Origin of the sequence: Methylobacterium sp. WL116, assembly GCF_008039455.1 — a bacterium.
Classification (GTDB): Bacteria; Pseudomonadota; Alphaproteobacteria; order Rhizobiales; family Beijerinckiaceae; genus Methylobacterium.
In genome coordinates this window covers 1-12,557 of record NZ_VRUV01000089.1, presented here as the reverse complement: position 1 = coordinate 12,557, position 12,557 = coordinate 1, and the positions used below count along the sequence as shown (strand labels likewise).

Below are 12,557 nucleotides of genomic sequence, written 5' to 3'. Positions count from 1 at the left end.
CCACGCATTGGGGGCTCGGACGCGACATCGCCATCATGCTGCGCACCATCCCGGCCGTCCTGGCGCAACGCGGCAGCCGCTGATCTCCCTTGTTCGTGGCGGCATGGCTGCTGCGATCGCGTGCAGGGTAGGACGCCGGCCTTGGCTGTGATCGGCCGGCGGAGACAGCGCGATGAAGGCCCTGCTGCTCAATACCTTGCTCGGCCTCGGCCTGGGTCGGTTTGGCTCGATCTGGGTCGCCGTGGTGTTTGTACCGATCGTCGTCCTCGAGGTGACCTACGGTGTGTACGCCTTCCACCTCAGTGCCGGTGCGTGCCTGCGGCGAGGCGTGACGCTTCTGCTCTGCGCCCAGCTCGCCTTTCTGCTCGGGGCGCTCATGCGTCCGATGCGCAACGAAACCTGATCCGCCCGCAGGCCTTTGTGCACGACCCGCGCGGCAGCGGCCCCCGTGCTGTTGCAAGGCGGGTGACAGGCGGGTTGGTAAATGATTTGCTAAAGCCATCGTGACGCGGGCGGTTTGCGGCACTGAGGGATCAGCTTTGGACGAGAACGACCCGCTCTGGTACGACCGAGCTGAGCCCGATGAGCCCCCTGGCCTGTGGCTGCACGCCTTGGCCGGCGTGTTCTGGGTGTTGGCGAGCAGCATCAACGTCGCAAAGTCCGTCTACCGGATGCCGGACAGGGTCTGGCAGAGGGGTACGGGCTGGATTGCGCGACGCATGGCAACCGGCATTCGCCGCCTTTGACCCGCACCTGCCGCGCTGAGGGTCCCTCAGGGACAGCGTGCTGGACGGTTATGTCTTTGTCGGAGGACGGGTGAGAACGCTGTTGCGCCTTCTCAAGGGCTGGTTCGCCGTCTCGTTGCCGCTGGGCTTGTTTCTCGGTCGCTTCATCGCGGCAGGGCAGCGCCGGCAGACGCTCAGACCTCAGAACGAAGATCGCGTGCCGCGGCGGTCAAAACCGACAAAGCCCTGATCAACATCAGTTGCAAAGTTTGGGCTGATACCGGCTGCGACCGCAGCATGGGGTCATGTAAACGATACCGGACGATTGCAGGATCGGCGGAACCCTTTCGGAGCGCGGATTGCTACTCAGTCTAAAACAAGGGGCTGAGCCATGGATTTGCCGCAAAACGAGACAGCTGGTCGGACGCCGTCTGTTCAGAAGGTGGGGCTAGGCCGACGCTTGTTTGATCGGTTCGGCTCGATCCTGATCCTGGCGATGGTGTTGGTGGTCGTCATCGGCTGGATCGGCGCGATCGGCTGGGGCCTGATCTGGTTGCTGGGCTGGTACGGCGCTTGAAGGGCGGTTAGGCCACGTTCGCGGCGGGCTCGTCCTGCATCACCGGCGCGTCCTGACACAGGCGCATGAATTCGACGAAGCCGATGGCATAGGCGGCAAGGCAGACGGCAGCCCAGTGCATGATCACGACCCTCCCAGGTCCCCAGGCCGCCTTATCTGCAGGCGGTTAAGGGTTTCTCAACGCGAGATCACGCTGAGTGTTTCCTGCATGATAATGGCATTTTCCATTGCCGGCTGGGAAAAATAAAACTCTTCTGGCCCGCGTTTGGCAGTGAAAGTTCCCCGTCTGTCACGAAAGCTGAAGGCCTATGGCCATGGCTCGTGCCTGTCACGCGCGCTGACACTGGTGGTCAGCCCCCATTGAAGTGGTCCGCCCTTTGGTATGGCTTTTGAGCCTGGAGGACGGACGAGATGGCAAAACACCCGAAGCCCGAGGAGATCGTCGCGAAGCTACGTCAGGCGGACGTGCTGATCTCACAGGGCCAGAGCGTGGCCGATGCAATCCGCGCGCTCGGTGTGAGTTCGGTGACGTATTACCGGTGGCGGCGTGAGTTTGGCGGCCTGAAGTCGGATCAAGTTCGACGGATGAAGAGTCTTGAGACTGAGAATTCTCGGCTTCGAAAGGCAATCGCCGATCTCACCCTCGACAAGCTGATCCTGCAGGAGGCGTCCCGGGGAAACGTCTGAGCCCTGCGCGCCGACGCGCCTGTGTCGAGCACATCCAGCTGACGATGAACATCTCCGAGCGCCGTGCCTGTCGGGCGCTCGGACAGCATCGCTCGACACAGCGCAAGGTACCGCGGGGCCGCGATGATGAAGAGGCGCTGACAGCCGATCTCGTGGCGTTGGCCGAGAAGTACGGGCGCTACGGCTACCGCAAGATCAGTGCGTTGCTGAAGGCGGCCGGATGGTTCGTCAACGACAAGCGTGTCGAGCGCATTTGGCGACGTGAGGGGCTGAAGGTCCCAGCCAAACAGCCCAAGCGAGGGCGGATCTGGGACAACGACGGCTCCTGCGTCCGTCTTCGCCCGGAACACCGCAATCACGTGTGGTCGTATGACTTTGTCGAGGCCCGCACGCATGACGGGCGCAAGATCCGGATGCTCAACGTGGTCGATGAGTTCACACATGAATGCTTAGCGATCCGGGTCGCCCGCAAATTAAAGGCGATCGACGTCATCGACGTGCTCTCGGACTTGTTCATCCTGCGTGGCGTGCCTGGCCATATCCGTTCGGATAACGGCCCGGAGTTCGTTGCGAAGGCCCTCCAAGCTTGGATCACCGGCGTCGGAGCAAAGACGGCCTACATTACACCAGGCTCACCGTGGGAGAACGGCTACGTCGAAAGCTTCAACGCGCGGCTTCGCGACGAACTCCTGAACGGCGAGATCTTCTACACACTCAGGGAAGCGCAGGTCGTCATCGAAAGCTGGCGACGTCACTACAACGGCGTGCGCCCGCATGCCTCTCTGGGATACCGACCGCCGGCCCCGGAGGTGTTCATGCCAGCCTTCTCCGCTTGGCCGGCTGCGCTTGCCAGACCAGCTCCGCCGGCCAAGCTACCCGTGGCGGAGCGGCCCACCGTGCACTAACTCCACCCTTGGACCACCTCGTGGGGGCCGATCACGGGCGGTGGGTGTCCACATCAAGGTTCCTGGGTGAGCGTCAGACACTCTTCCAGCGCTCGCGATGCTCGCCGCTCACCCAACCGCTAAGCTGTTTAGCTCGCTATGCAGTAGTTTCCTGTTTGCCTCACTGCAAAATATCAACCAGGCACCACAGAAAAAGAAGCTATGATATTATTTGTCGTAAACCATACAGCATCATGTCGCTGATTACAGATAAAATGCCGATTCTTCACACATATAATTAAATAGCGCCATTTAACAAATATGTTACATGACAATAATTTTATCCAATTTGATAGCTAACTCTCAATAATTTCACGGCTGAGTTCAACATGTCTACGGATAAATGATTCGGCTCCAATATTTGATTCTACCATGCGTTGTTGTGCTTTTATTGCTCGCATTTGAGCTTCCTTGGGATGTATAGCGATTTCGCGTAAAGCCTCGCGTAAAGCTTTATAATCTTCTGGTGGTACGTATCGTATTGTATCACTACTGAAATAGTCTTTAAGGCCTCCAGTGTCTGTAGCAACAACTGGCACACCGGCTAAGACAGCCTCCTGAATCACCGTGATCCCACTGGCATGTCTATTCGGCTTTAACGAAACGCAAACTACGTTGGCCTCCGCAAGGTGCATTAGAAGCTCATCGTTCGTCTGTGCTTCCATAACCTGAAGATTTTGTCGCTCATTAGCAAGATACCTCGGTGCAGATTTAGATAATATCACAGCTGTAGCATTAGTTAATCCGTCTATAGCGCAAGCAAGGCATGTCCAGTCGCGATGCCGATCATTGCCGATAGATAAGATTCTAAAAATTTTACCATCTCTCACAATCGGAGGTATCATATTCTCCGATGGTATACCAAATGGGACCAATACAATACGTTTATTAGGAAATAAAGAACGAGCAACATCAAGGTTATCAGATGAGTGAACTGTCAATATATCGACATGGTTGATCAATCGACGATAGAAAAATTTATGAAGCGGTGTGAGTTTCTTCCAGCTATCGAAGAGCCAAACACTTTGTCCAATAAGTTTTGGCTTTCTTTTAGATATACATAAAATAGCTGCAACAGCAAGAAACTGCGCTTCAGTATGTGTCCAAATAACATCCGCCTTCGTTAAATTATCGCGTTGCCTAAAGGCATGGATTACATCAAATCCTGTTATTACCCGTAGACCAAGTCGGATAATTTTAACAAGAAACCCCTCACAATGGGATTCGGAGAATTTTACTACGCACCCCATATCTATAGCACGGCCATAGCCATAGGGGGTCTCATCATTGATACCAACCAACGTACCGGACATCCACGCTTTTCGCCAAGCTGCCGCATCTTTATTCGCAGCTAGGTGTACGAATACGTTAATAGTTTTATAGATCATCACCACTTCCGAAAATCAATCATATTTTTGTTTTCAAACATGCCTTAGTTCATACCGCTGTTGCCCAGATAAGCATAGTAATGTGTTTGCGACATAAATATGCTTGATACTGGAATTCGATATAAACATGTTGCCATACTGCGGTGAAGTCCAAAAATCACAGTGTACCAACTCTCATTGATTAAAACCGGCGTCTTAGCGTCCGGACCCATAACGGTGGTGCGGACGGCGTAGGTGTGATTCACGGCTTCCACGGGAGGGGCTGATGGATCAGTTCTGGCTGACGAACGAGCAGTTTGCGCGGATCGCACCGCACCTGCCCACAGACACGCGGGGCAAGGAGCGTGTCGACGACCGACGCGTGATCGGTGGTATCGTCCACGTGTTGAAGTCCGGCGGGCGCTGGACAGATGCGCCGCGGGACGTCTACGGGCCGAAGAAGACGCTCTACAACCGCTTCGTGCGCTGGGCGGCAAAGGGGGTCTGGGTCGGGCTGTTCGAGACCCTGGCCCAGGCCGGCGGGCCGCCCTCCCAGGTTCTGATCGACTCCACCGCCGTGAAGGCCCACCGCTGCGCCGCCGGCGGTAAAGGGGGGAGCAAGACCAGACAAGCGGCCCGACCGCCTTGTACCGTGTCAACCGCTTCGACCAGATCTGCCGGGCACACAACATCGAGCATCGACTCACCAAGCCAAACCACCCGTGGACCAGTAGCCAGGTCGAGCGCATGAACCGGACCCTCAATGAGGCGACCGTCAAACGATACCACTACGACACTCACGATCAGCTGAGGGACCACCTCGCCGCCTTCCTGGATGCTTACAACTTCGCTCGGCGGCTCAAAACCCTACGCGGACTCACCCCATACGAGGTGATCTACCGAACCTTCGGCAGACGATCCAAGCCGCTTCAGATACGATCCGACCCATTTCACCTCGGGACTGAACAGCTAAACTTGCGTGTTATCTAACGTCTCGGCGTAGTAGGCAGGTCGTCCGACGCGTTTTCAGCTCAGATTTAATTGGTACGGGATGTGATGGATCGCATTTGTAGAGCTGGAGCTGTCGCGAAGCACTTAACTCGATGCACGTCTCTCGCGGCATAACCATTGACTGCACCTCCGCACCTCCTAGATTGTCTTCTTGATAGGCGGATCTGATGCCATACGGTTGGCTTTTCAAATTTACCCAGCAGCGTCCCTGTAGATCAGGGTGACCGTTTTTGTTCTCCGCTCAATGCAATATACAACAATCCGGAAAACGAGCGCTGCTCGGCCTGGAATCGGTAGTTTAGGATCGCGCGCGCCCTTGAAGATGGTAGGGCCGCCATTAATATAATAGCAATAATTAACCCAACCTTGTTTCTAAAATTTATGTTGTGTGTCAGCAGTGCATACAAAAGCCGAGAACATAATGAAAGTGACGGACGCTCGTTTAAAACAATCTTCCTGTAGAAGCTACGTTCCAGGTAAAAAAAACCCGACCCTATTGAAACAAGCTTTAGTTCTGGTCTAAGGCGAAATACAATATTCCTGAGATGCTCCAATCTTTCGCAGTACCGCTTAAGCTCGGCATCGACTGCCTCCAAATTCGGAGGCTTGCCTCCGCCGGAGTGATTTGAGCCATGCACCCTGTAGCATCCTAACTCATCCGACAGACTAATGACTGTTCCCATGAATGGGGCAGCAAATAAAATCACGCCATCGACGACGCGCTCATAATTTACTTCTTCAATCAGTTCTGCGACATCACGGCGAAAGACATTGCCCGATGTTGGCGGGGTTATATAAGTTCCGTTTTTAAGAATTTCTCGCGCGAGTTCACCTTTATCGGTGAAATTCTTGAGGGACGGACTAGCTCGAGCGACGAACTGTCCATGTAAGTCAATCCTCGTTAGCGAAAATTGCAGCTTAGCCACACTCGGATCGAGGCGAGTGGCGATTTGTATTAGACTGCCTGGTTTGAGTTTGTCATCAGCATCTAAGAACATAACGAAAGGAGAGCTTGCCTCTCTTAAACCGGCCCGACAAGCAGCCAGTTGTCCTGAATTTTTTATTCGCAATGCCTTTACTTTAGAAAAACTACTAATGATCTCCCATGAGTTATCGCTAGAGCCGTCATCCACAACGATGACTTCGCAATGCTCATATCTTTGGTTTAATACGCTCTGGATTGCATCGCCAACATATTTGCCATAATTATAGTTAGCAATTATTACGCTTATTTTTAAATCTAACGCCATGCTTCTTATCCATATCTACAGAGTTAATACAAATCTTGCCATCGATCAATTATGAGCTCAATGGCTCCCATGCACTTTCCACGGGCGGGTCACTGTGACGGAGTGGTTGCGGACTAATCCATGAGGCGAATGATTCGGTCCTGATCTCTACCGAGCTGGGCCATCAAGTGCGTCCTCCATAAATGAAGTCGTCTCATCATTGCCGCTGATGCGTGCCGTGCTCATAGCTAATGTCCAACCTGTGGTACGACTACCACTTCCATTCACAACCGCCATGAACGCCATCCGGCCGATCTGCCATGCGTTGGTTAGCTCATAATGCTGCTCCAGTTCGTCCGACGCTTTACTGTCATGATCGCGCTTACAAGAGCTGCAGCTTTAATGAGACACTTCTGTGGTTGATTTCTTTGCGAGCGCAACGGACCCGCCGCCTTACCAAGGAGCTCGTCCTAGTAATGAGTTTACGTGGTGGAATTTGAGTCGGAGTCTGGGCAAACGTGGGGGTCGGTTTTGGGCTCATCGGCCGGCCTTGGCCAGCTTCAGAAGGTTGTGGGCGGTGCAGATCATCGCCCATTCGCCGCGGGCCTAATCGAGCCCGCGGAGCAGGAACGGTCGGAGGCCCCGGGCCTGCTCGATCTGCCCGAACACCGGCTGGACGACCTGCATCCTGAGGCGGTAGCGGCTCCGGCGGCCACCCCGTTTCAGCCGCTCGGCCATCGCACGTATCAGGGGCGTCTTCGTCAGCTGTCGACGACCGGCCGCATCCGCCTCTCCGTGGCGCGCCCGACCTGGAGCGAGATAGGCGGTGATCCGCGGCTGCTTCAGCGCTGCCAGGTTCGCCTCGTTGGCAAAGCCTGCATCGCCCGAGACCTCGCACGGCTTGCGCCCGAGATGAGCGCGGATGTCGTCGATGAGCGGCACAAGGGCGTGGGCGTCGTCGGCCCGTCGATTCACGCCCTGCACCACATCCTCGGCCGCGTCCGCCTCGCGCGCTTGCTCCAGCCAGGCGTCGACTGCGTCGGCTCAGCCGTCTTCATGCGTCCGTAGCTCATCGCCTTGTGGCGGGAGGCGTTGGCCTTCACCTTGGTCCCGTCCACCGCCAGGTGGGCGAACTGGACCAGACCAGCCGCACGGCACAGGCGCAGCACCTGCACGAACAGGTCCGACAGGGCCACGAGGTGGCACTTGCGGAAGTCGGCGATGGTGCGGCAGTCCGGCCGGTTCAGCCCGGGCACCGACATGAGGTCGACCCGTTCCTCGCAGGCCCGGGCGAGCTGACGCGAGGAGTACAGGCCGCGGCTGTAGCCGTAGAGCTGCAGCGCCACCATCGTCCCCGGATGGTAAGGCGGGTAGCCGCGCTCCTCGATGTAGGTGTCGAGGATGGCCGAGAGGTCGAGCGCTTTTCGCACCGTGTCGCGGACGAAGTGCGCCAGGTGCCCGGGGGGCACGAACTCGTGCAGCGAGGGCGGCAGCAACCAGCGCTGATCCACATCGGAAACAACTAACCTAAAGCCGGTGCTGCACGATTGATTTACTCAGCCGACCATTTGTCAGAAACTACCTCGCTGGGATAACGATAGATTTGCTGCGGTGATTGCTTCATTAGCGCTTTTTGATAATTCCGAAAGTTGCAGACCTAATAAAAAATAATTCGTTTCTAAGATTTTTACCCTCGAACAGAACCATGGCAGCAAAATAACACAGCGTGGCAACCGCAAGCGAGCCGTAAACAATTATGGCTTTGTTGCCATCCAGACTGAGGACAATCCAACAGACCGCTCCGCTGACGAGGGCAGCAAAGAATGGACCTGCAACCTCCCGAAGAATTCGGAGGAATTTAGCGTCAGTGAAATGTACAACACAGAGACAGATCCCAACAGAGTAAAAAATGTTGACGAAAGTTATAAGCCATACAGTTTCCAATGAAGATAAGTATTGACCAGCTGCAGCTGCTAAAACTCTAGCGAGACCAAGAATTAATACCGTTAAGAAAAATAGTAGATTTGCGTCCATGGCTAGTAGAAGCGCTGTACCCATTGACGCTGTAAGACTAAGCGCATAGCCAGCAGCTAGGATCCTCAGAAAGATCCCAGCTTCTTGCCAGCTTGGGCCGAGAGCTTGTGCCAAAATATCTGGACCGGCCGCAGCGAGGACGGCAGCCACAGGAAATGTCAAAAACGCCATAAGGCGCGATACCTTGTAAAAAATTTTGAGTAGATGGTCATGCTTTTCACTGAGGCTTTGAGAATAAAGCGCAGCCCAGGTTGGATTGCTGCACGCCTCAAACAAGAACCGTGACACTTGGTTTGCAAAATTATAGGCGCCTAGAGTTGCTGGACCAAAGGCGTTACCAAACAGGAGGCTTTCACCGGAGCGACATGCCAGGTCTGCGATCCGTCCACCCATAAGGATGCCGCCAGAGGAAAGGTGCTCCAGCATCGTCGCCGGCTGAAAAATGGCCTTTGGCTTTTCAAAAGCAAATAAGTTCAAAATCAATGTGCGGATAATATAGCTGATTAGAAACTGAAATGCGAGACTTCTCGCACCGTATCCAAGTATTCCCAGACTTACTGCGCAGATAGCACCGGACACTGTCGCGCAGAAGTCAGCAACAGCAATAGCAACAAGATTTCCTTGTCTAATCAATCGCGCAACTGGCAATATCCCAAGACTTAGGAACGGAAAGCTTATTGCCAGTATTAACATAAGCCCATTAAGTTGCGGCTCAGATGAAGCTATTGATAATAGATAGCCGCTCAATATTACTATGATTGACAGTACAAAGCTTACAATAATCAATATCCAGAACGCGGTTGACCAGATCGCGGGGGAGTTCGTCCGTTCTCTCGCTAACGAGAAACCCACGCCGCCGTCAGCTATGACTGCCAGGAAAGCGACCACGGGAACGGCGAGCGCGTAAATCCCGAACTCCTTTGGGCCCAACAGGTGCGCCATAAGCGGCAGAAGTGCGAGCTGAATAAGAATCTTAACGATGCTTACCGCTCCGCCTGCTCCCATATTCTTTAAGAACAGGGCGGTTCGTTCCTGCGGTTCGACCTCTTGGACAACATTGAGTGGAGGATCGGCAGCGTATCCGCCATCCATCACTAAATCCGGGGCAAGCGGAGACGGACCGGGCGGCGAAATAATTTCACGCTGTCGTGAAATATGATCGATCTCTACTCGTTCAGAAACTTCTCTGATGTAATTCACGTGTACAGAATAAGCTGAGCTACCATTGTTGTAAACAAAATTTTCGATTGATTTACGTGCAAAATCATAAATTTCATTCCTTTGCTCAGGTGTGCTTTCTCCCAATGAGTCCACGGCTTTCTTTACGATGACATAGAAGTCTGCACGCTTTGGTGCCTCAGACATGGCATTTCTGTTCCAGATCTAATTGAACTGCTTGATGAAAGATCTTATTTGCAAAAATATACGAACGGCCTGCCCGATAAATTTGCATTGGCTTTTTACTACAAGACAAGATTGCTACTGCTTCTGAAACATCACGTTGTCCTAGTTCAGTAAAGACGTGGTAGATTAAGGTTGATGTAGAATAGAAGCTGCAATGTAAAACCTGTTTGCATGCCCCGCGGTGACCATTTAGCGGCAAAGTGGGGCCGAGCAGACGTTAATCATTTTCGACGTTCCTTTGCATTTTTAGTAAAGCGTTACCATATTTCTCGAGCGCATGGAACGTCTGGACCCATGGGCGACAAGCGCAGAGATGCTTCAAACGGTTTCGGATCCGTCCCATACCGCGAACTTTGGCCAAGGCCTAGCGTCCTAACAGGTTTGACTCATGTTCTCGTAGCCGAAAATGGTTCGGCCGGGGGCGGAGTAATGGAGCTTTTTATCTACCAGGTATGTTTTTTCAATGTGATGGATGGCACTGCAGGGGAGGGGTAGCCTCAAGCATAATTAACCCAGAGGGAATCCGGCCGCTGCGGCTGGCATCGAGAAGCGTTCCCCTTTTGCAGAGTTTGGATTTCGCTGATTTCTTCATGGGATGGGGCGCAGCAATCTTGAGCGGTAGAGCTGCAAGGAGTTGATCAGGCTGTTGCTGCGGCTGCAGCGCGTGGACAAAACCTTGCGCACCTCCTCGAAGTCCCCCTCGACCGACCGCAAGGAGCGAGGCGAGCAATCCAAACCCGGCGGGGGCAAGCCTAGGCACGATAGTCACAGCTGGTGATGAGCGACTATCCCGATGCCGTCGTCGAGCATCGTCAGGATCGCTGCACATGCTGCGGTGGCGCCCTGCACGGAGATCTTCCCGCCGAACTCGTCGGCGTCTCCGAGCGGATCGAGCTGCCAGAGGTGGCCCCGTTCGTGACGCAGCATCGGCGGTTGGCCGTGCATTGCCCGACCTACGGGGCGCGGCTGTATGCGGTGGCAACCTATTACAAGACCTTCCAGGCGCTCTCCTACGAACGACTCCAGGCGGCCTTGTCGGATCTGTTCGGTCTGACGCTCAGCTAGGGCGGGCTAATGAACCTGCTCCAGCATGCGCAGGGCCGCCGCAGGGCCGCTTCCGCTACGGTCGCGAGGTCGCCGTGTCGGCCCTACGCCGGGCCGTGGTGGTCGCCTCGGACGAAACCGGCGTCCGGATCAAGGGCAGCAACGCCTTCCATTGGGTCTTCCATTCGGCCCAAGCCGTGGTTCACACGGCCTCGCCGACGCGGGGCGCCGTCGTGGTGCGGGACTTAATGGACGGCCACCAGCCATCGGTGTAGATCTCGAATCGCTACACCGCCCAGCAGGGTCATGCCGCCACGCACCAGACCTGCCACGTTCATCTCGCCCGCGACGTCGCCTATGTCGTCGATGCGAGCGACGATCCGGTCCCCTGACGTTTGCAGCTCTAGCTGCAATCCGTGTCCGCCCTGGCCGAGTGCGTCACCACCTTGGCCACGTCAACTCTGTCCGCCAAGCGCCGGAGCTTGGATTGACAACTCGGGGCCATCCTCGCAACGCTGAGTGGTTGCGATCTGACCCGAAGCCTCCAGGCCAAGATCGGCCGCGCTCACGATCAGCTCCTCGTCTTCCTCGCCCACCCCGGTGCGGTCGAGCCGACAAACAACGGCTCCGAGCGGCTGCTGTGCCCGTCCATCATCCAGCGGAAGGTCGCCAACGCCTACCCCGCGATGTGGGCCGCCGAGGGCGAAGCCGCCATCCGCACCGTGGTCGATACCGCCCGCCTCACAGGCAGCACCCCCTTCGGCACAATTCTCAAAACCGTCGGCGCCTGAACCGCACGATTACGGGGGGGGTTAATTACCATGGCGCTTCGTTATAGAGCACACGGAGAGGGGGCGGATTGAACAATGCCAACGGCTGCTCAGGGTTGGGATTTATCTGGCTTTGCGGCCAGCATTAGCGGGGAACCATCCAGCGCTGGCAGCATCGCGCACCTCATGCTGCAGCAGACGGGCGGCCCGCTTCTATTGTTGTCACTAGCTACGTCGATTATCATACGAATCGCGCTATCAGCGATTTCCCGGCCGAAGCCTTGATCAGGCTGGCGCTAGTTGTAGGCACCCATCTACTGAGTCAGAAGCTTTATGCCAGCGGTCCACTCGCGGTGGTCACAGCCGGACTGCTCGTCGGCGATAGGCCCTCCACGCGACGCTATGAGCGGGCGGGCGTAGGGCTACGTTTCACCCCTTTGAACGCTCGTTGACGAAGTCCTGAACTGTGTCCTGTTCCTACTGATCGGTCTGGAAGTGTGGCTTGTGGGGCGTCGCCCTCATCTTGGCCTTCTTGGAGCGGCGCACCAATGACTATGGACGGCAAGGCCTCGCCGCTGACAGTTGACGAGGCAGCGTCGGAAACGCCCATGTTAGTTCCCCCTATCCGCTCACAACGCTCTCGACACGACTTAAAAAGTAGCTATTTAAATTTGCATACCTGACATGTTCATTTGCATAAATAACAAATCCACTGAGGATGAAAAAAATTATTACTGCTTCAGAACCAAACTTAAGTACAAACCC

General features: G+C 55.2%; 8 protein-coding genes and 4 pseudogenes. 8 read left to right on the top strand and 4 right to left on the bottom strand.

The genetic code is table 11. The features are described 5' to 3' along the window. Positions 1-172 precede the first annotated feature (172 nt). The 5 genes from FV223_RS09605 (at position 173) to FV223_RS09585 (ending at position 2,894) form a co-directional block, all read left to right on the top strand. Positions 173-403: a hypothetical protein gene (locus tag FV223_RS09605; RefSeq protein ID WP_147726727.1), complete on the top strand. Its 231-nt coding sequence runs from the start codon at positions 173-175 to the stop codon at positions 401-403. A gap of 136 nt (positions 404-539) precedes the next feature. After that, positions 540-746, top strand: coding sequence for a hypothetical protein (locus FV223_RS09600; RefSeq protein ID WP_147726725.1), 207 nt, complete (start codon positions 540-542; stop codon positions 744-746). A gap of 37 nt (positions 747-783) precedes the next feature. After that, a complete protein-coding gene (locus FV223_RS09595) occupies positions 784-975 on the top strand; it encodes a hypothetical protein (RefSeq protein WP_147726723.1) in 192 nt (63 codons plus the stop codon). A 141-nt stretch (positions 976-1,116) separates the two neighbouring features. Continuing rightward, entirely contained in the window at positions 1,117-1,302 is a 186-nt protein-coding gene (locus tag FV223_RS09590) for a hypothetical protein (protein WP_147726721.1), read from the top strand. A gap of 411 nt (positions 1,303-1,713) precedes the next feature. Beyond that, positions 1,714-2,894, top strand: a protein-coding gene (locus FV223_RS09585) for an IS3 family transposase (RefSeq protein WP_147726719.1) whose coding sequence is annotated in 2 segments (ribosomal slippage) — positions 1,714-1,987 and positions 1,987-2,894 — 1,182 coding nt in all. Because the reading frame shifts where the segments join, the coding sequence is not laid out codon by codon here. A 335-nt stretch (positions 2,895-3,229) separates the two neighbouring features. On the opposite strand, the gene FV223_RS09580 is transcribed toward FV223_RS09585, so the two are convergent. Beyond that, positions 3,230-4,321: a glycosyltransferase family 4 protein gene (locus tag FV223_RS09580; RefSeq protein WP_147726717.1), complete on the bottom strand. Its 1,092-nt coding sequence runs from the start codon at positions 4,319-4,321 to the stop codon at positions 3,230-3,232. Positions 4,322-4,586: 265 nt separating this feature from the next. On the opposite strand from FV223_RS09580, the pseudogene FV223_RS09575 reads away from it, so the two are divergent. Continuing rightward, positions 4,587-5,006, top strand: a pseudogene (locus FV223_RS09575) (transposase); the annotation flags it as partial. Beyond that, positions 4,964-5,273: pseudogene (locus FV223_RS09570) on the top strand (integrase core domain-containing protein); the annotation flags it as partial. The pseudogenes FV223_RS09575 and FV223_RS09570, both read left to right, overlap by 43 nt. 253 nt (positions 5,274-5,526) lie before the next feature. On the opposite strand, the gene FV223_RS09565 reads toward FV223_RS09570, so the two are convergent. From FV223_RS09565 to FV223_RS09555, 3 genes and pseudogenes are all read right to left on the bottom strand, one after another. Next, entirely contained in the window at positions 5,527-6,561 is a 1,035-nt protein-coding gene (locus FV223_RS09565) for a glycosyltransferase family 2 protein (protein WP_147726715.1), read from the bottom strand. A 516-nt stretch (positions 6,562-7,077) separates the two neighbouring features. Next, a pseudogene (locus FV223_RS09560) lies at positions 7,078-8,051 on the bottom strand (transposase). A 112-nt stretch (positions 8,052-8,163) separates the two neighbouring features. Continuing rightward, positions 8,164-9,939 (bottom strand): oligosaccharide flippase family protein, encoded by a 1,776-nt coding sequence (locus FV223_RS09555; RefSeq protein WP_147726713.1) that lies wholly within the window; start codon positions 9,937-9,939, stop codon positions 8,164-8,166. 673 nt (positions 9,940-10,612) lie between these two features. On the opposite strand from FV223_RS09555, the pseudogene FV223_RS09550 reads away from it, so the two are divergent. Further along, positions 10,613-11,813 (top strand): annotated as a pseudogene (locus FV223_RS09550) (transposase). Positions 11,814-12,557 lie beyond the last annotated feature (744 nt).

Excerpts from the sequence above, each read along its gene's own strand:
- FV223_RS09580 (WP_147726717.1), bottom strand. The coding sequence starts at position 4,321 with ATGATCTATAAAACTATTAACGTATTCGTACACCTAGCTGCGAATAAA.
- FV223_RS09555 (WP_147726713.1), bottom strand. The coding sequence starts at position 9,939 with ATGTCTGAGGCACCAAAGCGTGCAGACTTCTATGTCATCGTAAAGAAA.
- FV223_RS09605 (WP_147726727.1), top strand. The coding sequence starts at position 173 with ATGAAGGCCCTGCTGCTCAATACCTTGCTCGGCCTCGGCCTGGGTCGG.
- FV223_RS09565 (WP_147726715.1), bottom strand. The coding sequence starts at position 6,561 with ATGGCGTTAGATTTAAAAATAAGCGTAATAATTGCTAACTATAATTAT.
- FV223_RS09590 (WP_147726721.1), top strand. The coding sequence starts at position 1,117 with ATGGATTTGCCGCAAAACGAGACAGCTGGTCGGACGCCGTCTGTTCAG.